This window comes from Winogradskyella litorisediminis, from assembly GCF_042675765.1.
Lineage (GTDB): Bacteria > Bacteroidota > Bacteroidia > Flavobacteriales > Flavobacteriaceae > Winogradskyella > Winogradskyella litorisediminis.
In genome coordinates this window covers 45,535-70,238 of the sequence record NZ_JBHTJL010000015.1, presented here as the reverse complement: position 1 = coordinate 70,238, position 24,704 = coordinate 45,535, and the positions used below count along the sequence as shown (strand labels likewise).

The window sequence follows — 24,704 nt, the reverse complement described above, 5'->3', positions numbered from 1 at the left end:
TATAAAATTATTCTTTCGAAGCGACGTTATAATTTTATAAATGATTTATTTTTGTTGAAAACAAACGACCTTATGCGTAATATTTTCTTGGTTTTAGTAGCATGTGTTTTATTTTTTGCTTGTGACGATGGTGATGTGATTACTGCCGAATTGGATTTTAGTGAAACACTTTCGCGTTGTGATGATAATAATTCCTCTTACCTCATCTATACAACAAGAGTTGACCCAAGCGAATCGCTCACTATTTTAATTCCTAGAAACGCAACAACTGAAGGTATTTTTACAGAAGGAAATCCAGAAACTTTGGAAACAAATTCGAGCACTATTCGCTTTAATTATAGAACTTACAACAGAACTATTGTTGGTGATGAATTGTGCAATATTGTGCCACCAGCAGATTTGATTCTGCAAGAAGATTATGAAGCTGAAGAAGGTGCTGAAATAATCTTTACGTCAATCGTTATTGATGATGATTTGGATGGTATTCCGTCTGAAGATGAAGGTCGTGGCCAGATTGATGCCGATGGCAATTATCCTGATGCGCAAGATTTTGATGGTGACGGCATACCCGATTATTTAGATCAAGATGATGATAATGATAATGTTTTGACCATTGATGAGTTAGATAGTGAAAATGCTGATGGTGACGATAATCCATTGACAAATCCGCTAAATACTGATGGCGATGAGTTTCCAAATTATTTAGATACAGACGATGATGGTGACATGATTCCTACTATTGAAGAGGATGAAAACCAAGATATGAGACCAGAAAATGATACTGTTCCAGTAAATGGCACATCAGTTGCTTTTTATCTTTTACCAGCAGAAAATACATCCTACGGAAATCCTGGTGTTAGAACTGATAATACTTATGAGCGTACTGTTTTTACAAATGTTGAAATACGAAATTTTAATATCGAAATTCTTAGACAAGATATTTACAATATGGGTGTTTTTGAAAACACTTTTATGGTAGAATCTTTTAATTAAGGCTCAACATTCTGAAATATCTTAACTTCAGTCGCACCTAATCCAAATTCCCTGTAATCGGCATCATAAAACGTTACATTATTGTAACGTCTTAAAACAGTGTACAATTCTTGCCGCAATACACCTTCACCAACACCGTGAATAAAAACCATTTTAGGCATGCGCTGTTTTATTGCAAAATCTAATTGACGACGCGCGGTATCGAGTTGTAAATTAAGCATATCAAAATTTGTCATACCACGTGTAGAATCTGTTAAATGATGAATGTGCAAATCAACAATAAATGTAGGTTGATGACGTTTTTTGGCTTTCGGTTTATGGTAATTTGGCTTTTTTCCGCTTTCTTTTTCTCGGGTAATTTCAGAAATTGATGAATTGGCTAATGAACCTAAATTGATATTATCTTCTGAGTCGAGGATAATCAGTTCGTTTGCTGAAAATTCAAACTCAAATCCATCTTCAGATTCAACAAAAATAGAATCGCCACTAATTTTAAGAACTTTTCCTTTTATAGCATCATCGATAGTTTCAACTGTATCTCCTACTTTAATCATTGTCATTTTCTGTCTTTACAAAAGTTTCTTCTTCTCGATTTTCAAACTTACTCGGTACATTTCGAGATAATCGATACAATCCAAACATCAAAAGTACGATTCCGCCAATAAGCAAATATTCATTCTGCTGCTTTTCGGCTTGAGAATATATGGCAATTGCACCACCTGTGACAATGCAAAGAATATTTATAAAACGAGATAATTTCATATTTACAAAAGTAATCTATTCTCTAAAACATTTATATTTGACTCATGAAATTGCTGAAAATTCAACTCGACGATTATATGTTACCATGTCTTTGGAAAAAGAACTTTGGCATTGATTGTATGGGTTGCGGTATGCAACGCTCGCTTAACTTTTTAATTCAGGGCGAATTTGTTGCCGCATTTAAAATGTATCCTGCGATATATACGCTTATCATCATGTTTGCATTTTTAATTTTACATTTAAAATTTAAATTTGAACAAGGTCACAAAATAATATTAGGCCTTTTTATTTTAAATATTAGTATTATTGTAATCAGCTTTTTATTAAAAACCTTTTAAACCAACAAAAAAATGGAACAAAGACAATTACCAAACGCAACCCTTGTTTTAGTAATGGGTATTTTATCAATCGTAGGTTGTTGCTGCTATGGCGCGCCAGGATTAATTTTTGGAATTATAGCTATAGTATTAGCAGGCAAAGCCACTAAAGTTTACCAAACTGAACCAGAAATGTATACAGGCTACGGAAACGTAAAAGCAGGAAAAATTATGGGTATAATCGGTGTTGTACTTAGTATTTTAATGGTTGCATACCTTGTTTGGATTGTATCTTACTTTGGATGGGAAACTTTACAAGACCAAGAGGAATTACAGCGTAAGATTCAAGAAATGATGGGTCAATAAAAATTTAACTAATCAACTATATTTAATATGACTGAACACAAGCCTATAGAAACGGGCAACCTTCAACAGCGACCAAATAATTATTTGGTATTAGCAATTATTACCACTTTTTTATGTTGCCAAATTACAGGCGTTGTGAGTATTGTTTACGCAGCTAGAGTAAATGCAAAATGGGATGGCGGCGACCATCAAGGTGCTATTGCAGATTCTAAAAATGCAAAACTTTGGGGACTTATTGGTCTTATTGGCGGATTTGTAATTATAGCGTTAATGATGTTGTTTTACGGAGCAGCAATGTTTGCAGCTTTAGGCTCTGGAGGTTATAATTATTAAGATTTTGCTTAAACATAAATATTTAAGATATGGGTATCTCCTTTTATTGATACCCATATTTTTTTTAGTAAAATACTACTACTTTAACGACCCAGAAGTGTCTAAGGGCGAAGGTATTTTTCCCAAATGTCCTTTTTATGTCGTTACCGATTTTCACTGCCCAGGTTGTGGCAGTCAGCGTGCTATTCATGATTTACTTCATCTAAGAGTTCTAGATGCGCTTAAACATAATGTCACTTTAATCATAGTGGTTATTGTTTTGCTGGCAAAATTATATGCAATCATTACAACCCGATACAAAAAAAAATACCATTACAACTTAACGTATAAACCTTGGTTTACTTACGCTATAATTGTAATAGTATTTCTCTACTGGATATTACGAAATATTCCTATTTATCCATTTACAGAATTGGCGCCTTAGGCTTCAAATTCTTTAAGTGTCTTAGTAATAATAGATACACAATCCAAAAGCTGTTCTTTGGTCATAACCAAAGGTGGTGCAAAACGAATTATGTTTCCGTGTGTTGGTTTTGCTAACAACCCGTTGTCTCTAAGTTTTAAACAAATATTCCAAGCCGTATCGCTATCTTCGCTATCGTTTATTAAAATGGCATTTAATAAACCTTTTCCTCTGACTGCATTAACGATATTACTATTCTCTATATATTTTGAAAGTTCCGCTCTAAAAACTTCACCCAATTCTTGCGCGTTATTAGCTAATTTTTCGTCTTTAATAACTTCTAATGCAGCAATGCCAATAGCTGCAGCAACAGGATTTCCACCAAATGTACTTCCGTGATTTCCTGGTCTTATGACGTTCATAATAGAATCGTTAGCTAAAACCGCAGAAACAGGATAGGCTCCACCAGATAAAGCTTTACCCAAAATTAAAATATCTGGTTTAACTTCTGGTGTGCCAGAACAATGTTTGTCATTACAAGAACAATTACCACAAGTTGCTAGAAGTCTACCTGTACGTGCAATCCCTGTTTGCACTTCATCAGCAATAAACAGAACGTTATGCTTTTCGCACAAAGCTTTTGCTGCTGCCAAGTAACCTTCAGATGGTACATAAACTCCTGCTTCGCCTTGAATTGGTTCTACCAAAAATCCTGCAACATTCTTATTATTCTCTAAAGTATCTTCTAGAGCTTTAATATTATCGTATTCAATTTTAATGAATCCATCTGTATATGGACCAAAGTTTTTACGTGCTACTGGGTCGTTTGAGAATGAAATGATAGTTGTTGTACGTCCGTGAAAATTATTTTCGCAAACAATAATTTCTGCATTATTTTCATTAATACCTTTTACTTCGTATGCCCATTTTCTACAAATTTTTAACGCCGTTTCAACTGCTTCAGCGCCTGTATTCATAGGTAGCAACTTATCAAAGTTAAAAGTTTTAGTTGCATACTTTTCAAAACTGCCAAGCATGTCATTATAAAAAGCTCGTGAAGTTAATGTCAAGGTTTTAGCTTGTTCGGTCATTGCGCTAACAATCTTTGGATGGCAGTGTCCTTGGTTTACAGCAGAGTAAGCCGATAAAAAATCATAATATTTTTTTCCTTCAACGTCCCACACATAAACACCTTCGCCCTTACTTAAAACTACAGGTAAAGGATGGTAATTATGCGCTCCGTATTTGTCTTCTAATGCAATCGCTTGTTGCGATGTTAATTGGTCTAAAACAGCCATTCTAAAAATTTTAGTTAAAAATTAAACATTAGCCAAGCGAAAAAATGAGTGTTTTTAGATTTCGCTTAGCGAATTCCTGTTCTACCTTTATCCTTTCGTGTCTCGATAAGTATCGGGACGAAAATTCAGCGTGGGAAAGAAATCATCCTTAGAGCTTGCAAATTAAGGATTACTGTCAAATTAAAAAAATTGAAGTGTTGTAAATAAACATAAATTTGTTTTGTCCTCAAACCCAATTTCAATCTTGCAAGAGCCCACAAATAAAGTATCTTTGCATTCTAATTATTACGCCAATGCCAAGAAGAGAACGAAACAAGTTTGTAAAACGTGGACAAATCCTAGAACTAAAGATTGAGGATTACGCTTTCGGCGGAAAAGGAATTGGAAGAATAAGAAACGAACATGGAGAATTTGTAGTTTTTGTACCTAACACTTTACCTGGACAATTAGTAAAAGCACAAGTAAAAAAATCGAGTAAAAAGTACGCAGAATGCAAATTGTTTGAAGTTTTAGAACCGTCTGAAGATGAAGTTGAAGTGCCGTTTCAAGAAATTCCTGGTGCACCTTATATAAAATTACCAATTGAAAAGCAGCATGCTTATAAAAAGCAAAGCACGATTGAGTTGTTTAAGCGCATTGGAAAAGTCACAGATATCGAAGCTAAATTTGATGAATTTGTCACTTCGCCAAACACCTTTCATTACCGAAACAAAATGGAGTATGGTTTCTCAGCCATTGGTTACAATCACGAACTTAAAACCGATGTAGACGAATTTACACTTGGCTTTAAAAAGCGTGGCACTTGGTGGTGCGGCGATGATTTAAAAAAAGACTCTGGATTATTTGATAAAGAGTTTGAAGATAATTTAACCCAGATTAAAGCTTATTGTCAAGACACAGGTTTAGCACCTTGGCATGCTCCAAAACGTGAAGGTTTTTTCCGTTATTTCGTTGTTAGAAAATCGTTTAAAACCAACCAATTACTCTTTAATTTAGTCACTACATCTTACGATCTATCAAAATTTGATTTAAATAAATTTGCTGAATTTTTAGTTGAATTGTTTGGCACTCGCGTAGCTGGATTATTGCACACTGTTAATGATGAAATAGGTGACAGAACCATTGCTACAACTGGCAAGATTGATTTGGTTTATGGCGACGATAAAATTGTTGAAGCGCTTTTAGGCTTAAATTTTGAAATTAGTATGAAAAGCTTTTTTCAAACCAATCCAAAATCGGCTGAAAAGTTATATTCTAAAGTAATTGATTATGCCTTAGAGGATAAATCTGCCATTGATAATACTGTAGTTATGGACTTATTTTGTGGTACCGGAACTATTGGACAAATATTAGCATCTCGAAGCAAAAATGCTAAAATAGTTGGTGTAGATATTGTAGCCTCTGCAATTGAAGATGCCAAAGAAAATGCCAAGCGAAACCACATTGAAGATCTTAGATTTTACGCTGCAGATGTTGGTAAATTCTTAAACGAACATCCTGAATATACCAACAAAATAAAAACCATTATTCTTGATCCAGCTCGTGCAGGTATTGCTCCAAAAACGCTTAAAAAAATAATAAACCTTAATGCAGACCGTTTGGTTTATGTATCTTGTAATCCTGCAACGCAAGCAAGAGATACTGAGCAATTAATGCAAGCTGGGTATGCAATTAAAAAAATGAGTTTAGTAGACCAGTTTCCACACACGGCGCATATAGAAACTGTTGTTTTATTTGAGAAAAATAATGAAAAATAACAAATACATTTTAGTAGTTTTAGCACTAATTTTATGGACTTGCGAACGCGATGATATCTGTGCGGAAGGTACACCAACTACACCACGAATTTTAGTGGAATTCTTTGACGTTACAGATACAGATGAATTAAAAAATGTACCAAGACTATCGGTTTACGCTGCAGAACTTATTACGGATGAAACGACAGGCGAAATAATATTTCCCGAAACTGTTACAGAAGCTACACTTCGATTTAATGAAAACAGCAATTCAGTAGAATTACCTTTAAAAGTTACAGAAGAATTACAGGAAACTACGATTAGATATTATTTTGAAACCAATACCAATTTGCGTTTAGATGAGAATGCCGCAACAAATTCTAATATCGATATTATTGATGTTACCTATACGCCAGAATTTGTTTACGTATCACGAGCTTGCGGTTTTAAAAGTATTTTTAATAGCGTAAGTGTTATTGGTAATGCTGGTGACGATTCTATAGATTGGATACAAAACATTACGTTTACAACATCAATTGAAAACGAAGACACGACACATGTACAGATATTTCACTAAAATTTTAGTCGGTTTTATACTTTGTACTTCTTCTGTATTTTCTCAGTCCGAAGAGCAAGAAACAGCAACAGACACTATTGTTTACAAACAAAAATACGGAATCCGCTTAGGTGCTGATATTTCTAAAATTGCACGTAGTTTTTTTGATGATAATTATCAAGGGTTCGAAATAAATGGCGATTACAGGTTAACACAGACGTTGTACTTAGCTGGCGAATTAGGAAATGAAGAACGCACTTTAGAAAATGAAGTACTAAATACGACATCAAAAGGAAGCTATTTTAAAGCAGGTGTAGACATTAATCTTTACAAAAACTGGCTAGATATGGAAAACATGATTTTTGCTGGTTTTAGAGTTGGTGCAAGTACGTTTAGCCAAACCTTAAACAGCTACACCATATATGATGTAAATAACCAATATTTTGGAGAACAATTTACCGTAACAAATCCTGAAGAAACCACTGGACTTTCTGCTATCTGGGGCGAATTAATTTTTGGGGCAAAAGCTGAAGTATTTACAAATTTATATATGGGCTTAAACGTACAATTAAAGTTTTTGGTTACAGATACGAGTCCAGATAATTTTGAAAACCTTTATATTCCTGGTTTTAATAGAACGTATGATAGCGGCAATATAGGCGCAGGTTTTGGGTATAATGTTTCATATTTAATTCCTATTTATAAAAAGACGAAAAAAATAAAGGAAACTGAATCCGAGGAGGAAACTGAAAATAATTAGTAAAAATTATCATCCAAAAATCTTAACCAAAAGCTCCTTCAACAAATCACCTTGAGGTGTTGCATTAGCGCCGACACCTTTTCCTTTAACATCAAATTCTCTACAAAGGGCAACTGCTCTACTCACATTTTTCATTGGGAAATTTCTTGCTGCTTCAGAATATTCACTTACAAAATAAGGATTGACTTTTAAAGCCGAAGCGACACTGCGTGGTGACTTATCGTTTAGCCCGTGATAATGCAATAACTGCGAAAAAAAGTTAAATAACAAAGATACCGTAACCACCATTGGGTTGTCTTTTGGGTTATCTCCAAAATATTTTACAATTCTAAACGCCTTGGCCATATTGCGTTCACCAACTGCTTTTCGTAACTCAAAATTGTTGAAGTCTTTGCTTATGCCAATGTTTTCTTCAATCGCTTCGGGTGTAATTTGAGAGCCTTTTGGCAAAACAATCTTTAATTTATTTAGCTCATTTTCAATTTTAGACAAGTCAGTACCTAAAAATTCAACCAGCATTTGTGCTGCTTTAGGTGTTATTTTATAACCTTGACCAGCAAGCACGCGACGAATCCAATCTGGTACCTGATTATCATAGAGTTTTTTGCTCTCTAGGACAATTCCGTTTTTCTTTAACGCTTTGTACAACGCTTTACGCTTGTCTATTTTCTTGTATTTATAATTAATTACCAACACAGTTGTTGGTTGCGGATTATTAACGTAATCGGCTAATTTTTCGATATGTCGACTTAAATCTTGAGCCTCTTTTACAATAACCACCTGGCGTTCTGCCATCATAGGATACCGTTTAGCATTACTCACAATATCATCAATAGCCACATCACGACCATAAAGCACCATTTGATTAAAACCTTTTTCAGATTCATCTAAAATATTGTCCTCAATATACTCAGAAATTTTATCGATATAATAGGCTTCTTCTCCCATTAAAAAATAAATGGGACTAATTTGACCATTTCTAATGTCTGTGACTATTTTTTTTGCTTCGTCCAAGTGTTTGTAAAATTTCAAATATCAGAATCTAAATTCCAAAAGAATGAATTTGAGATTTGGTATTTGAATATTGAAAATTACCTTTGTGGTGTGCAAAACCTTAATTTTCCAAAGTTCGACTACCGTTTCAAAAGTACAGAAAATAAAGTTTCTATTTTTGATATAATACGCAAAAAATTTGTGGTTTTACAACCCGAAGAATGGGTACGGCAACATTGTGTGCATTATTTAATATCAGTAAAAAAATTTCCTAAGTCATTGATAAATGTTGAAAAAGAATTGACTGTTAACGGCTTAAAAAAACGTTATGATATCGTGATTTTTAATTCTGATGGTTCTATTTTTTTAATTGTAGAATGCAAAGCACCAAAAATAAGTATCAATCAAACGACTTTCGACCAAATTGCGCGTTACAACATGGCTTTAAATGCTACGTTTTTAATGGTTACCAACGGATTAAATCACTATTATTGTCAGATGGATTTTGAAAATGAAAAATATAGTTTTCTTCAAGATATTCCAGATTATAAATTATGAATTTTGAAACAAAAGATATTGCCGTTGTTATTCTTAATTGGAATGGAAAAGCACTTTTAGAGCAATTTTTACCTTCGGTAGTAAGCTTTTCAAAAGATGCAAATATATATGTCGCAGATAATGCATCTACCGATGATTCTATAGGTTTTTTAAAAACTAATTATTCTGAAATTAAAATCATTCAGAACTTAGAAAATGGTGGCTATGCCAAAGGTTATAACGAAGCGCTTCAACAAGTAAATGAACCTATATTATGCTTATTAAATAGTGATATTGAAGTTACAGAGAATTGGCTTCAACCTATTTTAAATACTTATAATTCTGATATTTCAATAGGAATTATTCAGCCTAAAATTTTAGACTTCAAACAAAAAACACATTTTGAATATGCTGGCGCTGCTGGTGGGTTTATTGATAAATATGGTTATCCGTATTGTCGAGGACGTATTTTTAACGCGATTGAAGAAGATAATAATCAATACAATCAAAATTCGGAGATTTTCTGGGCATCTGGCGCTTGCTTATTTATAAAAAACGAGAATTTTAAGTCTTTAAATGGATTTGATGAGCATTTTTTTGCCCATATGGAAGAGATAGATTTATGCTGGCGAGCATTTAATAATGGGATAATGTGCTTTTTTGTTTCGGATTCAACCATTTATCATGTTGGTGGAGCTACTTTGAGTAATACCAACTCAAAAAAAACATTGTTAAACTTTAGAAATAGCCTATTTACGTTAGTAAAAAATACAAACAAAAATTTACTAGGTCGCGTTATAATTAGGATGTCTTTGGATGGCGCGGCGGCACTAAGATTTTTATTCTCAGGAAAATCTTCACACTTTTTTGCTATTCTAAAAGCGCATTTTCAATTTTACAAGGCATTACCTCGTTTAATAAACCAACGGAAAGCAATTTTACACTCTAAAGATTATTGGCATACAAATTCTATAGTTTGGTCGTATTTCGTTCAAAAAAAGAAAACCTTTGACCAATTATAATAGTGTTAAAATTTGTGTTAATCGAGTTATGATTAGGCTTGGTTTTGTATAGCTTTGTAACGACTATTTAAAACTATAATAAAAATTATGAAAAAATCAATCATTCTAGGTTTAGGAGCATTGTTAATCTTAACAGCATGTGTTTCTAAAAAAGATTATTTAGCATTACAAGAAAAACAAAAAGAAACTCAAGATTTATTAAATAGCGCAACTGTAAAATTAAATGCGTGTTTAACGGATAAAACTGCGGCACAAGCACGTTTAGAAGGTTTAAAAGAGCAATTAGCAGACATGCGTCGTAGCAACGAAGCTTTAATAAAAAGCTCTCAAGATTTGACTGAATTAACAAGCAAAGGTGCACAAAATCTTGAAAAATCTTTAGAGTCTTTACAAGAACGAGATTTAAAAATTACGCGTTTGCAAGATGCTTTAAACAGAAAAGATAGCGTAACATTGGCAATAGTAACTAGCTTAAAGAAAGAAGTTGGTATTAACGACCCAGATATCGAGGTTAACGTAGAAAAAGGTGTTGTTTTTATTTCTATTGCTGATAAATTATTATTTCAAAGCGGTAGCTATAATGTAACTACAAGAGCAAAAGAAGTTTTAGCTAAGGTTGCAAAAGTTATTAATAGCAAACCAAACTTTGAAGCCATGGTTGAGTCTCATACAGACAATGTACCATATAACAAGCCACCATTAGTAGATAACTGGGATTTAAGTGTAAAGCGCGCAACATCTGTTGTTAGAGTTTTAGAAGACTTAAAAGTTAATCCACAACAATTAATTGCAGCTGGTAGAAGTTACCACGTACCTTTAGTTGAAAATGATACTGCCGAAAATAGAGCAAAAAACAGACGAACAAGAATTGTAGTTTTACCTAAAATTGACCAATTTTACGAAATGGTTGAAGAAGAGATGAAAAATCTTTCTGCTGGAAACTAATATTTTTAAGAAGTATAAAAAAACCCGATGCGATTGCATCGGGTTTTTTTTTGTTAGATGATTAATGTCTTAGCTTCAATATTGCCTTCTTTGTCTGTAAGTCTATAAACTTTGACTTCTTTAGTTTCGTTGGGTTTGCCGTAGTTTCTAAAAACTGTAACCTTGAGACTTGTTGGGCCAATAATTTTCTGAACATCATCCGAAAAGTAAACCACACTAATCTCATACTTGCCTTTGGTAGCTTTTTTAAGCTTAAAGGTTTCAGGACCATATCCATCAGTAAAATCATCAGATATTATGCCTCCAAATTTTGATGTCTTTTTTCCATAGTACAACTCGTCTCCGTTTGGATTTTTGATATGTAAGTCTAAGTCTGTATTATTGTGATTCCAATCGATAACGACTCTTATGTCCGAATCTAGCTTTGCTATTTCATCACGATATTTACTTAATTCTGATTTAGTATGTACCAATCTACTCATCTCTGTATAAGCAATCTTTTCTATTCCGCTGAATCTGTTTCTTTGGTCTTTTTCAAGTAACTCACCTTCTACAATAGCATTGAACATATCATAAGCACTTTTGTAATCTCCTGCAGCTTCATAAGCTAAAGCTAAATCTCTGTAAGATTGTGGCTCTTCTGGTCTTAAATTGAGGACTTCTTTATAGACATGAACAGCCAAATCAAATTCTTTATAAGCCTCTAATTTATATGCTAATGCTCTAATTAATTCGTGATTATCTAATTCAATTTCAATTAAATTAGAAACAATACGTAATGCATATTCTTTGTTGTTTTTTGTTTCAAAATATTCAGCAACATCAACAAAAAATGATGGCATGTTATGGTATTCTGCTCTTAATTCTAAATACAAATCGTAAGCCGTATCTATATTTGTTTGCTCATTTAACAATGCCAAATAAGGTGCGTTTTTTTGCCAAGATTTAAGTTTAGTTTGTTCTCCAATTTTTTTCTCTAATTGTGAAATGGCTTCTGCATTATTTTCAGCTCCTTCTTTTGTACTAATTACTATTACTCCATTTGCACCTCGACTACCATAAATTGCAGTTGCTCCTGCATCTTTCAAAACTGATATACTTTTTATTTCATCTGGACTTAAATTTCTAAAATTATCTTCCGAAACTGGAACACCATCTACAACGAACAATGGTTGTATATTACCACTTATGGAACCAACACCTCTTAATTGCACTAAACTACTTCCACCAGGTTGACCACTAGATTTTGTTATATTCAACCCAGGAACTTGACCAGAAAGTGTTTGTACAAAACTAGCATTTGGTCTATTTTGGATAGTCTCCGATGATACCCTAACCGAAGATACAGAAGATTTTGCCTTCGTTGTTGTAGAATAACCTGTTATTACAACTTCATCCAAAGACGCTGAATCTTCTTTCATGCTTACATTTATAGAATTAAGATTTGTAAGTTTCATTTCTAAAGTCTCCATACTTACAAATGAAAAAACAATAGTTTCACCAGTTTCTGCATTAATCTGGTATTTACCATCAAAATCTGTCTGAGTGCCTCGAGTAGTTCCTTTTACGTAGACGTTTACACCAGGCAACGGCAATCTATCAGTTTGAGATGTCACAGTACCAGAAATGTTCGGTTTACTTGCATCAAAATTATTTCTATTAGCAGAAATTGATGTCGAATTTATTTCAGTAGAATTTGTAGTCATCGATGTGGTTTTTTGAGAATGAGATTTTACTTTTGGCTTAACAGAAAAATCTTTATTGTACCACGCAATAATATCTTCATATTCATCTTTTAAATCTTCTTTTCGTTCATTAATTCTTTTATTTTCAGCAACTTCTTGCTGCTTATTATTTCTAATAAGTCTATTATATTGTGCTAATAATTCTTTTGGAGGCTCAATCTTATATCGTGCATAATCTTCTACTCTATCTAACACAATCATAGATGTGTATGGAGAAATTAAATGATGTTCTTGGCAATGCATAATAATTAAATCTTTGTTTTCCTCTTGATTATTTAGTAGCGTTTTCAATTTTTGCTTAGACCAAAGTCGTTGTGCGATATCAGACTGAATACCGTTTTCAATATCGATAAAAGCAGAATCTGTTACTTCTCCGTTGTAACCAAATAGTAACTGAACAGCACCAGAATTAAAGTGTTTCCCAGCAATTGAAAAATTACCATTTATAATTGTTCCAGATTTTGGATAGACTTCAAAAACTCTATTATTGTCTTTAACACCTAAAAATTGTAATGGTTCATTTAGGAGTTTGTTGATAGCATTCGATGTTGATTCTCTAACGAGATTAACATAGCTTCCGCCAAGAGTATTAGCCTCTTTTTCAAGAATTTGATGATTAGCAGATTTTACAGAATTAATGGCGTATAATCTTTTGATATTTTTGGTAGATAATCCACCCAAATTAAACATACCATCAGAAACCAAAATAACCTCTTCATTATTTACGATTGGTAAATTGCTGTACCATGTTCCGCCATCATAGACTACGGCTTCAAGACTGTTTTTAAGTGCTTCCCAATTTCCGTTTTTTACGACAAAAGATTGCTTTTTAATAATGGTATTACTGAAAACAACCAAATCAATTGACACGTTATTCAATTTCTTCAAGTAAGCGTCCAATAACTCAATTTCCTTTGCTTTGTTTTTGTACAACATTGAATAAGATGAATCCCAAAGTAGTGTTAGAGATTCTGGTTTCTTTTTTACTCGAGGTTGTGCAGTAATGATTTGATTGAAATAAAAATAATCGTCCTTTACTAATACTGAACTTTCAGTTTCTATAGGAATAGAGAGCTTTAAACTCTTTTTTACACTTGCATTATCTTGCTTTAACTTGGCAATTAATTTTCCTTTAAATTTTTTAAAATTCAATTTATTTTCAAAATAACCATCAACGATTGGCATCTGAGTTTTTGAATTTTGAACAACATTCAACTCAAAATTATCTAATCGCGTTTTAAAATCGAATGGTAATTCTAATAAATAATTATCGTTTTCAGATTGCAGACTCTGCTCATAGCTTAAAACGATACGTTTGTAGCCTTTAGCAGGAATCGGATACACTCTAACTTTATAATTATTCCCTTTGGTTTGCTCTAAGAGTGCTGGGTCAATGCGTTGCTCAATCGTGTTTTCATAGGCAACGCGTCCTAATTCTTTTTCGACTATGACAGCATCACGAAGATATCCGTTTAAATCCATAGACAAATGAGAAACGGTCTGTCCTTGACCTAACGGAAAAGCCAATTCACCTTCCAAAATTCGGTTCAATCCGTTATAAAATGTCATATCATAAGTCACTTTTGCGTACTGACCAGAAATCTCAGCGTTCACAGAAAGTTTACTAAGTTTTAACTCTTTGTTCTTACCTATGTTAACTTTTGGTGAATTTTGCGCGTTGAGGCCAAAAGCCACAAATAGAATTGTAATAATCTGTAATAATCGTTTCATATTGAGTGTATTTATTGGTTTTTAATTTTTAATAACTTGAATGATGTCTGGAAGTAAGGCCAAAGCAGATAAAACTACTGCTGCGCCAGTACCTTTGGGTTTTGTAGTTGTTAAAGTTTCTGCGTTTTGAGTTGCAGACAAATTTGAAGCAACTGAACTTTTACGTTCTGGAAGACGAATCATTATTACTTTATTATCATAGTCTTCCTCGTAGTTAACATCAGCATATTTATAGGCAAATTCAATACCATCGCGTGCAAAAGCTTCAATGCTTTCCTTTGGATGTTCAACAGCATATAACAATTTTTTTAAGTCTGTTGCTGATGTTTTTGTTAGGGCAATTCCGCTATAATGATTATAAGTCGCAATGCTAATAAAATCGTCTTCGGTAAGGCGTTTTGAAAGTATTTTGAAGGTTTGTTTCAATACAAATTTATCTTCATCAGAAAAATTACCTTCATGAGTTTTTAATAAAAACGTAACATTTTGCGGATTGCCATCTTCTTCAAAATGGTCTACAACAAATGTAAATAGGTTATCTAAAGTTACAGATTCGGTTTCGATTTGGCGTTCTTGACTGCTGAGTTGCACTGATGTTATCAGTAAAACAACACATTGAATTAGTTTTTTCATGGTTCTGTATTTTTAAGTTGAAGTAAAACTAACAGCAATGCTAGTCTTATAAAATACAGAATGAGTGAAGCTTAGGGTTTAATGAGTAAACACCTATAAAATAGAGTTTATGGTTTTTTGCCTTTGAATTTTTCCGCTTGTGGTTTCAACAAACGACTTTACAAAGAAAATGTCTTTTGGTATTTCGAATTTTGAAAGTAGACCAGAATTTGAGATTTTTTCTTTTATTTCTAAGGTATCTAAAGCTTCACTTTCAACAATAAGAATAACTTTTTCCCCAAAAATAGAATCAAATTTTGAAGCTATTATAAAACGAGACGATATTAATGGTTGGAGCTTTTTCTCTATTTGCTCAGGAAATACCTTGATTCCTCCAGAGTTGATAACATTATCATATCTGCCAAGCCATTTAAATTCTGTTTCAGATTTTAAATCGACAATATCATTGGTAACCAATACATCTTTAGAAATTTTTGGAGCTTCAATCTTAAGGCAATCTTTATCGTCTTGATAAAATTTTACGTTTGGTAATGCTTTAAAATAGTCTTGACTATTTTGAGATTTAGATTTAAGTCGCTTTAAGGCAATGTGCGTTACGGTTTCTGTCATTCCATAGGTTTCATAGAATGAAGAAGAAGCAGACTCAATAGTTTTTAAAAGTGTTTTTGGAATACTTGAACCACCAATAATAATGGTTTTAATATTTGAAGTTTTTTCTATAACATTAGCCAGTTGCAATGGTACCATTGCCGAGAAATCATAATGCTTTTTTGTATCAAAAGGCGGATGAGATGTTGGTGTAACCACATCCATATCTAAACCTAAAATCATTGCACGAATCCACATCATTTTACCAGCGATGTAATGACTTGGTAAAACATTTAAGATACAATCTCCAGGTTTTAAGTTGAAAAAATTACCAGTTGCTATGGCAGAATTCACCATGGCTTGTTTGGCTATCTTAATTTTTTTTGGAGTTCCTGTTGAGCCAGATGTATTTACAAAAATAAACTCACTGTCATCTAACCAATCTATTAAAAATTTGCCTGTAGATTCTTCAAAAGCTTCATTACTTTCGGCTAAACTATGTGCAAGATTTTGAAATTCTTTTCGGCTATAAATTTTACCGTTATATCTAAAACGAGCGTGGATATTTTTGTAGCTAGGCGCCATTAATCTAATACCTTATAATCTTCTTTTGGTGGTGGCGCAACTTTTCCAAAGAGTCTGTCTCTCCAATTGGTCCAGCCATACTTTTTAGATAAGATTAAAAGCATAATTGGATATACAATTAGAACAGGCGCAATTATTTCTGCAACTGTACTAACACCTTGTTCTGCTGTGTTCTTAAAAATAGCATCGGTTTGCAGTGCTGACCAATCTGAAGTTATAAGCAAAGCAGCCATTAAATTATTACCAAAATGAAAGCCTAAAGCGAGTTCTAAACCTTCGTCCATTAAGGTCATTATTCCTAATAATAATCCTGTACCAACGTAAAAAATCATCATTTTAAAATAACCTATTTCAGCAACTTCAGGATTTGCACTGTGCATAATTCCGAATAAAATTGAAGTTAATATCAAAGGAAACCATCTATTTTTAACTATTACTCCAATATGCTGCATCAAATATCCTCTAAATAAATACTCTTCTAAACCAATCTGAAAAGGAAATAGAATAACACTAATTATAAATAAAATGGCGAAACGTCCAGGATTAAATTGCATTTCAATATCGGACGAATCGTAGTAGTAACCGATTGCGAATGTTCCTAATGTAAAGACAACAATCATAAAAAACGAGAAGAATATCCTTTTAAAATCTACCTTTTTTCTGGATGTTGTAAGAGATACAATACTTCTTTGATGTATGAATTTTACAAACACAAAAAGTAATAAAATTAGAGGCACAAATAAGCCCAAATTAAGAACTAGCATCAAATTTGAATCCCATTGTTTCATCATCTCGTATGATGCATCAAGTTCTTCCGGTGATACAAACAAATAGAAAATAAAATTGAGTACAAATACTCCTGAAACTATGGCTGTAGTTAAAATTACCATCCATATTTCTAGTTTTCCTTTATAGGCTTGTTGTATATAATTCATTATTAAATATTAAAATTCCAACTTAAGTTTTTATCGTATTGCAAAGTACCATTTTTTACTATTAATGGCGTATCAAAATTATTGGTAAACAAACAACCTGTACCTAGGCCTTGTGGCATTTTATTTTTTAAAGTAAACGTCCATTGCGCAATTGCATTTAATCCAACATTACTTTCTAAGGCGCTGGTTATCCACCAATTTACACTATGCTGTTCAGCTGTGTTTATCCATTCTTGACTGCCTTTAAAACCTCCTATTAAACTTGGTTTTAAAATGATGTATTGTGGCTGTATAATTGAAATGATTTCTTCCTTTTTATCTAAAGTAAAAACGCCAATCAATTCTTCATCTAAAGCAATGGCTAAAGGCGAAGTTTCACACAAACGTGCCATATCTTCAAACTGATTAGGTTTTATTGGTTGTTCTATAGAATGTAATTGGTATTCTGAAAGCCGCTGGAGTTTTTCTAATGCTTCATTAGGTTGAAAAGCACCGTTAGCATCAACGCGTAATTCTATATCTGAAACTGAAAATTCTTTTCGGATAGATTTTAAAATATCTAACTCAGTTTGAAAGTCAATTGCTCCAATTTTTATTTTTATGCAGTTAAAACCGGACTCAATTTTTTCCACCACTTGCTGTCGCATAAAAGCTTCATCTCCCATCCAAATTAAACCATTAATTTCGATATTGGCTTGAGATTTTGTGAATTCTGAAGGGAACAATTCAAATTTATTATTGGCTTCTAAAGACATAAATGCCATTTCTAAACCAAACTGGATACTTGGAAACTCAATAAGTTCTGCCAACAGAAGCTCTAAACCTAAATTTATATTATGGCAAGCCCATTGTAATTTTTCTTCGTAATCTGGTCGGTCATCTACCGAAAGTCCTCGAAGTATGCCACATTCGCCAATACCAATTTTTCCATTTCTTTCAAGATAAATAAACCATGTTTCTTTAGTAGACATCACACCTCGCGATGTTCCGCTTGGTCTTTTAAAATTTAAAATATATTGCTGGTATTTTGCTTTTGTCATAGAAAATCAAAGATAATTAATTTCAACTTCAAAAATTGAAATTTACAAGTCAGAAATAAGAGATAATTTCTACTTTTAAAATCTAAAATAAAGAAGATGTTTTTTAAGGATAAAGTCATTTGGATAACAGGCGCGTCTAGCGGAATTGGAAAAGCTTTAGCTTTAGAATTATCTAATCATCAATGCAAACTTATTTTATCCTCGAGACGAGAAGATGTTTTAAAAACTGTAAAGTCGCAATGCAGTTTTGTTTCTGAAGTAAAAATTCTTGCCTTTGATTTGGCCGATTACGATATGATGAAACCGGTTGCACAAAATGCCATTCAGTTATTCGGAAAAGTTGATATTTTAATTAACAATGGCGGCATCAGCCAACGTTCTCTAATTATAGATACAGATATTTCAGTTGATAAAAAACTGATGGAAATTGACTATTTAGGTACTGTTGCATTATCTAAGGCCTTATTACCACATTTTATAAAAAATAAGTATGGTCAGTATGTTACAGTTACGAGTTTAATGGGTAAATTTGGTTCGCCCTACCGTTCTGGCTATTGCGGCGCAAAACATGCACTACACGGTTTTTTTGATGTTTTGCGCATGGAGCATGAAAAGGATAATATCAAAGTCACTATGATTTGTCCTGGGTTTGTAAACACCGACGTGTCTAAAAATGCACTGACAGGTGATGGCTCAAAATTAAATACTTTAGATGAAGCTACGGAAAATGGATTGTCAACAGATGAATTTTCTAAACGTATGCTCAAAGCGATTTCTAAGCAAAAGTTTGAAGCTTACATTGGTGGAAAAGAAACTATGGGTATATGGTTAAAACGATTTTTTCCAAGATTACTACATAAAGTTGTTACCAAGAGTAAAGTACGCTGAAAAAAATGATGCCCATTTTTGGCATCATTTTGAGAGGTTTTATTTTAGATTTTTTCGATTATTCTTAAATATCATTATGTGAATTGTTTTTAATACTTTTCTGAATAAAGACATTGTTAGGTAGAGTAATTTCACTTAAATCGCTAGTTTGTAAGGTTACAAAAAACAAACCTATACTTACCACTTTTCCTTCTAAGATATAATCTTTTACTTCTAAAATAGCTATTTAATCATTAAGCCTTACAGGATGGTTAAAGAAAATAATTATACTCGATGTAATATTTGATAACAAAGACCATTGTGCAAAAAAAGCTACGCCAACAACGGCTAAAATAGACCCAAGAAAAACGAGCAAATCTGATTGCCTAACGCCCCAAATAACAAGCACAAAAGCAATAAGTAAAAGCGTAAAAGCACCGTTTAAAACTTTTTTTATGATTACGCCTCTAGATTGGTGAATCGGTTTATTTAGTAATGTTTTGGCTATGATATTAAAGACAATACGCCGCAAAACTATAAATATAGCTATTGCGACGATTGTCTCTATGAATCTTACATAGCGTAATTCCATGGAAAAATGTTATTTGATAAACTCTACTTTTCCAGTTTCCATGTCGTAAACTGCAGGAACAATTTTTATAGTTCCTTCTTTTTCTAGAGCTGCCATTTTTGGAGAACGTTTACGTATATCCTCAACAGTCTGAATGGCATTGGTTGTAATTACATTATTAGTGTACTCAACGTTTTTAGAAGATTTTTCACCTTCCTTAAGTTCGGTTCTTACAATTGATGGCTTAATTTCGTCCAATAAATTTTGAAGAGAATTCATTTCCATAGAAGCGGCATCAGTATTATCAACTGCATGTTTAACAGCACCACAAGAAGTATGACCCATAACAATTACTAATTTTGAACCTGCAACAGCTGTCGCAAATTCCATAGAACCAACAATATCAGCGTTTTCTATATTACCAGCTACACGCGCTACAAATATATCTCCAATACCTAAATCAAATACGTCTTCAACTGGCACGCGACTATCTACACAAGATAACACAATAGCCTTTGGATATTGACCTAACATGGCATTTACGCGTTGTGCAGAGTGGTCTCTGCGTGTTAAATTATTACGCATAAAGTTTTCATTTCCTTTTTTAAGACGACCAATGATTTCGTCTGGTGTCATGTCTGCCTGCTCTTCTGCAGTTAAAATACTTTTTATTGGGTTTTGCGGTATTGCTGTATTCGAAGTATCTGATACCTCAACAACTTTATCAGATTTACTTGTTGTATCCGCTGAAACTTCTTTACATGATGTGTAACCAATTGTTAAGGCTACGATAGCCACTAAATTTAATATTTTTTTCATTTTGATTTTGGTTTAAATTTTTTTAAAAATTGAATTAACTGTTGTTTAAAAATTGTGATGCATACTGAATTGTAATTGGCCTTTACCCCAATTATCGGTTTTTTGGTTCATCCAGCCTAATTGAAATCTTATCTCATCATTGAGCACATAACCAAATCCGAGATAGGTTCGGTTTCTGTCAAAAAGTTCAACTGTTCTACCATTACCTATATCTTGTTGACCATTGATAAACAACTCATTGTAGAGCGCTGCATAAATTGTTTTAGGACTAAAATCCTTATTTGTTATTGGGATATTTAAAAACAAATTATAACGATAACGTGTTCTAAAATCTTGGTTTTCGACAAAGCGTTGTTCGTATCTAAAACGATGTGTTAAATGAAAACGACCAAATTTTGAAGGAAATAAAGCTTCTTGATAAATACGATTTTCATTGCTTGTATCATCATTTTCGCCAGGAACACCAGAAGTAATATTTGCAAAGCCTAAAGTAAACTTCAATTTGGTATCTTTTGGAGTAAATGTGAAGCCCGAGCGTAATAGTAATTGCTCCATGTCACCTAATCCTTGCCAATCTCGATATTGAAAATCACCTTGAATACCAAACTGACTGTCTTTAAATTGATGATTGTAAAAGTACATATACCATGTACCAGTCTGTGATTCATCTACATTTGTTTGAGCATTTAAGCTTGTAGATGCAACAAACAATAAAAGTAATAATATTTTTAATTTCATATACGATATATTTTACCGCAAATATAATAGTATTACTATCATTATTTTATATGACATGTTTTGTTTAACTAAAAATTAACTATTTTAAACAATTTGATTAATAAAGTAAATAACCTACTCCTAATAGAATTGAGAAGATAAAAGTAGTAAGCGAGATAACCTTTAATTGACTATCGAAATCTGATGGCACTTTAGCATTTTTAATTTTTAAAAGATGCTTTATTAATGGGATAAATGCTAATGAATACAAGAAATTATAAGGTTCAACATAATACAATATGCTAAAGAGAATCGTAGTTACCATTGCTCCAATTATCAAAAAATAATGATAGTTTTTTGCTTGGTTTTTTCCCAACTTTACGGCTAGTGTTATTTTTCCAACTTTTTTGTCTTCTTCTAAATCTCGCATATTATTGAGATTTAAAACTGAGACGCTCAGTAAGCCTAGTGCTGTTGCGGGAAGAATTAAAATATGGTCAAAACCTTTTATATTTAATAAATAGGTACCAAAAACACTTACAAAACCAAAAAAAATAAATACAAAAACATCACCCAACGCTTTATACCCGTAAGGAGAATCTCCCATTGTATAATTTATAGCAGCATAAATTGATAAGCCTCCAAGACCAATAATAAGTAATGCATACAAAAAATGTTGATGACCGAGACCAACGTATACAAGAGATAATGTCAGCCCAATAACTATTAAGATATTTTTTTTAATAGCTTCAAACATTTGTTCTGGTGTAATCTCTCCACTTTGGATAGCTCTCTGTGGACCTACTCTATCATCATTATCAGTGCCTCTTACACCATCTCCATAATCGTTTGCTAAATTAGATAATACTTGCAAACTCATAGTCGTTAGTATAGCTAATATGAGAACAAAAATATTGAAACGTCCATTGTATGCCGCAAAACAAGTTCCTAAAATAATTCCAGATACAGATAATGGTAAAGTGCGCAAGCGCATTGCAGAAATCCAAGGTTTTAGATTATTCATAAATTTTGAAATCTAAGGAATCCATTTTTTTGGAAAGTTTGGTTTACGTTTTTCTAAAAACGCATCTCTTCCCTCTTTTGCTTCGTCTGTCATGTAAGCTAAACGTGTAGCTTCTCCAGCAAACACTTGCTGACCAACCATGCCATCATCAGTTAAATTCATTGCAAATTTTAGCATTTTTATAGACGTTGGAGATTTTGCCAAAATTTCTTGAGCCCATTGGTAAGCTGTAGATTCTAATTCTTCATGTGGAATTACGGCATTAACCATTCCCATTTCATAAGCTTCTTGAGCTGAATAATTTCTTCCTAAAAAGAAAATCTCTCTTGCCTTTTTCTGACCGACCATTTTTGCTAAATATGCAGAGCCATAGCCGCCATCAAAACTTGTAACGTCTGCGTCTGTTTGTTTAAAAATGGCATGTTCTTTACTTGCCAATGTCAAATCGCAAACTACATGCAAACTATGTCCACCACCAACTGCCCAACCAGGTACTACAGCAATAACAGCTTTTGGCATAAATCTTATTAATCGTTGAACTTCTAGAATATTTAATCTATGATATCCATCGTCTCCTACATAACCTTGATGACCTCGAGCCTTTTGGTCGCCACCTGAACAAAAACTCCAAATACCATCTTTTGTTGATGGACCTTCGGCACTTAGAAGTACAACACCAATATTTACATCTTCATTGGCATCGTAAAAAGCATCGTATAATTCAGAGGTTGTTTTTGGTCTAAATGCATTTCTAACATTGGGTCTGTTAAAAGCTATACGAGCAACACCATCACATTTTTGGTATGTAATGTCTTCGTACGTTTTTGCTGTAACCCATTTTATATCACTCATAGCAATTAAAGATTATTAACGAAATGTAAAAATAAGAAGAATTAATGTTTTAAATCTTTGAATTATAACTAAAATAAGAGATAATATTTTTGATAAGCATTAGTTATTAACTTAAGACAACGTTGTAGTAAAACCACATACAACACATTGCTTACCAATAAGTTATGTTTTATTTAAATTTTTACATTGAATTTTAAGAAATTCTCAACAAGCGCCTTTAAGTCATTCAATAAAATTTATGATTTACGTTAAACTTGATAAAATCGCTAAATATATTATGCTTGCATAGTAAATTTGCATGCTGAAAAATAAGAAACTATGTCTATAACAGAGTATAAAAATTTACCGAAACTGATTGATTTTCAGGATGTAAATATTGGTAAATTATACTTTTTTGAAAAATTTGTTATTGGTGAGTTTAACGAAGGCATCACCATTGATTTTGAAAATTTCAAGGAAACCTCAAGACTTATATCAAAACATTTTTCAGATAAAGATTTTGGTTTTATAGCTAATCGTACACATAGCTATTCTCTTAATCTAATCGACGCAAAACATTTTAATAGGTTATTTCCTAATTTAAAGGCTTATGCCGTTGTTTCGGACGCTTTGTTTGCAAAAGGTGTTTTTGAAGTCGAAAATCAATTTTTTACTTACAATCGTAAAATTTTTAAAGTGCTAGATGAAGCAATTATGTGGGTTGAAGAAAATTTAAATCACTCTATTTAAGATAAATACCATCATCTTTAATTTCAATCTTACGAGATTTATATAATGAGCCAATGGCTTTTTTAAAGCTTTTTTTACTCATTTGCACCACATTTTTTATGGAATCAGGCGCAGACTTATCATTTAAAGGCAAAAAGCCGTTGTTATCCCCCAAAACAGTTAAGATGGTCTGCGCATTTGGTTCTATAGCGCGGTAACTTGTCTGACTCAAAGAGATATCTAGTTTATTTCCTGGTCTAATTTTTTTGACAATTCCTTTTAGCTTATCACCAACACTGATGTCTTTAAATATTTCATCTCTAAAGACTAATCCCAAATGCTTTTTATTAACAATAACATTCATACCAATATCTGACGGATGAGAAACTATTAAATCTACCTCTTCAAATACCTCAACAGTCAATTCTTTATTATCCAAAAAACGCATTGTTTTGCTTGATGCTACTAAGCGTTCAGTCTCATCATCTAAATAACAATGCACTAAATACCAACCACCTGCTTTCATTTTAAAAGCTTGCTCTTTAAACGGACAAAATAATTCTTTTACTAAACCCCAATCTAAGAATGCACCAAACTTGGTAACCTGATTGCAACGTAGCAAAGCAAAATCCCCTCGTTTTATGTATGGTTTATCAGTTGTGGCTACGGGTCTTTCTTCATTATCTAAATACGCAAAAACTTCTATCTGGTCTCCTATTTCGAAAGTTTCTGGAACATAACGGTTTGGTAAGAGAATTTCATTTTCTTCATTATCTCCCAAAAATAAACCCGGTTCAGTATCACGTAAAATGGTTAGTTTATTGTATTTGCCTAAATGTATCATGTCGCAAAGGTATTCATATATATG

29 protein-coding genes are annotated in these 24,704 nt (G+C 32.8%); 13 read left to right on the top strand and 16 right to left on the bottom strand.

Annotation, left to right across the window (positions count from 1 at the left end; translation table 11 throughout):
* Positions 1–72 precede the first annotated feature (72 nt).
* Positions 73–993, top strand: coding sequence for a hypothetical protein (locus ACFQ1Q_RS10875; protein WP_386131188.1), 921 nt, complete (start codon positions 73–75; stop codon positions 991–993).
* Here ACFQ1Q_RS10875 and ACFQ1Q_RS10870 read toward each other — a convergent pair.
* Together ACFQ1Q_RS10870 and ACFQ1Q_RS10865 are read right to left on the bottom strand one after the other, a co-directional pair.
* Positions 990–1,547, bottom strand: coding sequence for a Smr/MutS family protein (locus ACFQ1Q_RS10870; protein WP_386131185.1), 558 nt, complete (start codon positions 1,545–1,547; stop codon positions 990–992). The genes ACFQ1Q_RS10875 and ACFQ1Q_RS10870 overlap by 4 nt on opposite strands.
* Positions 1,540–1,755: a hypothetical protein gene (locus ACFQ1Q_RS10865; RefSeq protein WP_386131182.1), complete on the bottom strand. Its 216-nt coding sequence runs from the start codon at positions 1,753–1,755 to the stop codon at positions 1,540–1,542. Before ACFQ1Q_RS10865 ends, ACFQ1Q_RS10870 begins: the two co-directional genes overlap by 8 nt.
* A 44-nt stretch (positions 1,756–1,799) precedes the next feature.
* Here ACFQ1Q_RS10865 and ACFQ1Q_RS10860 point away from each other — a divergent pair, with 44 nt between their 5' ends.
* The 4 genes from ACFQ1Q_RS10860 to ACFQ1Q_RS10845 are packed head-to-tail and all read left to right on the top strand — an operon-like array spanning position 1,800 to position 3,195.
* Positions 1,800–2,093: a DUF2752 domain-containing protein gene (locus ACFQ1Q_RS10860; protein WP_386131179.1), complete on the top strand. Its 294-nt coding sequence runs from the start codon at positions 1,800–1,802 to the stop codon at positions 2,091–2,093.
* 12 nt (positions 2,094–2,105) lie between these two features.
* On the top strand, positions 2,106–2,438 hold the full coding sequence (locus ACFQ1Q_RS10855) for a CCC motif membrane protein (protein WP_386131177.1): 333 nt from the start codon (positions 2,106–2,108) through the stop codon (positions 2,436–2,438).
* Between the two features lie 27 nt (positions 2,439–2,465).
* Entirely contained in the window at positions 2,466–2,771 is a 306-nt protein-coding gene (locus ACFQ1Q_RS10850; RefSeq protein WP_386131174.1) for a CD225/dispanin family protein, read from the top strand.
* A gap of 46 nt (positions 2,772–2,817) precedes the next feature.
* Positions 2,818–3,195, top strand: a complete 378-nt coding sequence (locus ACFQ1Q_RS10845; RefSeq protein WP_386131171.1) for a DUF2752 domain-containing protein — start codon at positions 2,818–2,820, stop codon at positions 3,193–3,195.
* On the opposite strand, the gene rocD is transcribed toward ACFQ1Q_RS10845, so the two are convergent.
* A complete protein-coding gene (gene rocD / locus ACFQ1Q_RS10840; protein WP_386131168.1) occupies positions 3,192–4,472 on the bottom strand; it encodes an ornithine--oxo-acid transaminase in 1,281 nt (426 codons plus the stop codon). The genes ACFQ1Q_RS10845 and rocD overlap by 4 nt on opposite strands.
* A 293-nt stretch (positions 4,473–4,765) precedes the next feature.
* Here rocD and rlmD point away from each other — a divergent pair, with 293 nt between their 5' ends.
* Genes rlmD through ACFQ1Q_RS10825 form a run of 3 tightly spaced genes read left to right on the top strand, consistent with a single transcriptional unit; the run spans position 4,766 to position 7,524 of the window.
* A complete protein-coding gene (gene rlmD / locus ACFQ1Q_RS10835; RefSeq protein WP_386131166.1) occupies positions 4,766–6,229 on the top strand; it encodes a 23S rRNA (uracil(1939)-C(5))-methyltransferase RlmD in 1,464 nt (487 codons plus the stop codon).
* Positions 6,219–6,785 (top strand): DUF6452 family protein, encoded by a 567-nt coding sequence (locus ACFQ1Q_RS10830; RefSeq protein WP_386131163.1) that lies wholly within the window; start codon positions 6,219–6,221, stop codon positions 6,783–6,785. The genes rlmD and ACFQ1Q_RS10830 overlap by 11 nt, the downstream gene beginning before the upstream one ends.
* Complete coding sequence (locus ACFQ1Q_RS10825; RefSeq protein WP_386131160.1) at positions 6,766–7,524, top strand: DUF6048 family protein; 759 nt, start codon at positions 6,766–6,768, stop codon at positions 7,522–7,524. Before ACFQ1Q_RS10830 ends, ACFQ1Q_RS10825 begins: the two co-directional genes overlap by 20 nt.
* 9 nt (positions 7,525–7,533) lie before the next feature.
* On the opposite strand, the gene holA is transcribed toward ACFQ1Q_RS10825, so the two are convergent.
* Positions 7,534–8,538 carry a DNA polymerase III subunit delta gene (holA, locus tag ACFQ1Q_RS10820; RefSeq protein WP_386131157.1) on the bottom strand — a complete coding sequence of 335 codons (1,005 nt, stop codon included), beginning with the start codon at positions 8,536–8,538 and terminating at the stop codon, positions 7,534–7,536.
* Positions 8,539–8,628: 90 nt separating this feature from the next.
* Here holA and ACFQ1Q_RS10815 point away from each other — a divergent pair, with 90 nt between their 5' ends.
* The 3 genes from ACFQ1Q_RS10815 (at position 8,629) to ACFQ1Q_RS10805 (ending at position 11,021) form a co-directional block, all read left to right on the top strand.
* Positions 8,629–9,075, top strand: coding sequence for a type I restriction enzyme HsdR N-terminal domain-containing protein (locus tag ACFQ1Q_RS10815; RefSeq protein WP_386131154.1), 447 nt, complete (start codon positions 8,629–8,631; stop codon positions 9,073–9,075).
* The gene (locus ACFQ1Q_RS10810) at positions 9,072–10,076 is read left to right on the top strand and encodes a glycosyltransferase family 2 protein (RefSeq protein WP_386131151.1); all 1,005 of its coding nucleotides are present in this window, start codon (positions 9,072–9,074) and stop codon (positions 10,074–10,076) included. The genes ACFQ1Q_RS10815 and ACFQ1Q_RS10810 overlap by 4 nt, the downstream gene beginning before the upstream one ends.
* Before the next feature lie 87 nt (positions 10,077–10,163).
* On the top strand, positions 10,164–11,021 hold the full coding sequence (locus ACFQ1Q_RS10805; protein ID WP_386131149.1) for an OmpA/MotB family protein: 858 nt from the start codon (positions 10,164–10,166) through the stop codon (positions 11,019–11,021).
* Between the two features lie 53 nt (positions 11,022–11,074).
* Here the strand turns inward: ACFQ1Q_RS10805 and ACFQ1Q_RS10800 are convergent, their stop codons facing one another.
* From ACFQ1Q_RS10800 to ACFQ1Q_RS10780, 5 genes are all read right to left on the bottom strand, one after another.
* Entirely contained in the window at positions 11,075–14,497 is a 3,423-nt protein-coding gene (locus tag ACFQ1Q_RS10800) for a carboxypeptidase-like regulatory domain-containing protein (protein ID WP_386131146.1), read from the bottom strand.
* Between the two features lie 21 nt (positions 14,498–14,518).
* Positions 14,519–15,130, bottom strand: coding sequence for a hypothetical protein (locus ACFQ1Q_RS10795; protein ID WP_386131144.1), 612 nt, complete (start codon positions 15,128–15,130; stop codon positions 14,519–14,521).
* A gap of 93 nt (positions 15,131–15,223) precedes the next feature.
* Positions 15,224–16,303 carry an AMP-binding protein gene (locus ACFQ1Q_RS10790; RefSeq protein WP_386131141.1) on the bottom strand — a complete coding sequence of 360 codons (1,080 nt, stop codon included), beginning with the start codon at positions 16,301–16,303 and terminating at the stop codon, positions 15,224–15,226.
* Positions 16,303–17,238 (bottom strand): CPBP family intramembrane glutamic endopeptidase, encoded by a 936-nt coding sequence (locus ACFQ1Q_RS10785; protein WP_386131138.1) that lies wholly within the window; start codon positions 17,236–17,238, stop codon positions 16,303–16,305. The genes ACFQ1Q_RS10790 and ACFQ1Q_RS10785 overlap by 1 nt, the downstream gene beginning before the upstream one ends.
* A 2-nt stretch (positions 17,239–17,240) precedes the next feature.
* Entirely contained in the window at positions 17,241–18,278 is a 1,038-nt protein-coding gene (locus ACFQ1Q_RS10780; protein WP_386131135.1) for an o-succinylbenzoate synthase, read from the bottom strand.
* 96 nt (positions 18,279–18,374) lie between these two features.
* Here ACFQ1Q_RS10780 and ACFQ1Q_RS10775 point away from each other — a divergent pair, with 96 nt between their 5' ends.
* Entirely contained in the window at positions 18,375–19,166 is a 792-nt protein-coding gene (locus ACFQ1Q_RS10775; protein ID WP_386131132.1) for an SDR family oxidoreductase, read from the top strand.
* A 64-nt stretch (positions 19,167–19,230) separates the two neighbouring features.
* Here the strand turns inward: ACFQ1Q_RS10775 and ACFQ1Q_RS10770 are convergent, their stop codons facing one another.
* From ACFQ1Q_RS10770 to ACFQ1Q_RS10745, 6 genes are all read right to left on the bottom strand, one after another.
* Positions 19,231–19,350, bottom strand: a complete 120-nt coding sequence (locus ACFQ1Q_RS10770; protein ID WP_386131129.1) for a mechanosensitive ion channel domain-containing protein — start codon at positions 19,348–19,350, stop codon at positions 19,231–19,233.
* 42 nt (positions 19,351–19,392) lie between these two features.
* Positions 19,393–19,737: a hypothetical protein gene (locus ACFQ1Q_RS10765; protein WP_386131126.1), complete on the bottom strand. Its 345-nt coding sequence runs from the start codon at positions 19,735–19,737 to the stop codon at positions 19,393–19,395.
* 9 nt (positions 19,738–19,746) lie between these two features.
* On the bottom strand, positions 19,747–20,535 hold the full coding sequence (locus tag ACFQ1Q_RS10760; RefSeq protein ID WP_386131124.1) for a carbonic anhydrase family protein: 789 nt from the start codon (positions 20,533–20,535) through the stop codon (positions 19,747–19,749).
* Between the two features lie 45 nt (positions 20,536–20,580).
* Positions 20,581–21,273, bottom strand: a complete 693-nt coding sequence (locus ACFQ1Q_RS10755) for a DUF2490 domain-containing protein (RefSeq protein ID WP_386131121.1) — start codon at positions 21,271–21,273, stop codon at positions 20,581–20,583.
* 97 nt (positions 21,274–21,370) lie between these two features.
* A complete protein-coding gene (gene menA, locus ACFQ1Q_RS10750; protein WP_386131119.1) occupies positions 21,371–22,276 on the bottom strand; it encodes a 1,4-dihydroxy-2-naphthoate octaprenyltransferase in 906 nt (301 codons plus the stop codon).
* Positions 22,277–22,288: 12 nt separating this feature from the next.
* Positions 22,289–23,119 carry a 1,4-dihydroxy-2-naphthoyl-CoA synthase gene (locus tag ACFQ1Q_RS10745; RefSeq protein WP_386131305.1) on the bottom strand — a complete coding sequence of 277 codons (831 nt, stop codon included), beginning with the start codon at positions 23,117–23,119 and terminating at the stop codon, positions 22,289–22,291.
* A gap of 327 nt (positions 23,120–23,446) precedes the next feature.
* Here ACFQ1Q_RS10745 and ACFQ1Q_RS10740 point away from each other — a divergent pair, with 327 nt between their 5' ends.
* Positions 23,447–23,857, top strand: a complete 411-nt coding sequence (locus tag ACFQ1Q_RS10740; protein ID WP_386131116.1) for a hypothetical protein — start codon at positions 23,447–23,449, stop codon at positions 23,855–23,857.
* On the opposite strand, the gene ACFQ1Q_RS10735 is transcribed toward ACFQ1Q_RS10740, so the two are convergent.
* Entirely contained in the window at positions 23,850–24,680 is an 831-nt protein-coding gene (locus ACFQ1Q_RS10735) for a CvfB family protein (RefSeq protein WP_386131113.1), read from the bottom strand. The two genes, ACFQ1Q_RS10740 and ACFQ1Q_RS10735, sit on opposite strands and share 8 nt — an antisense overlap.
* Positions 24,681–24,704: the final 24 nt, after the last annotated feature.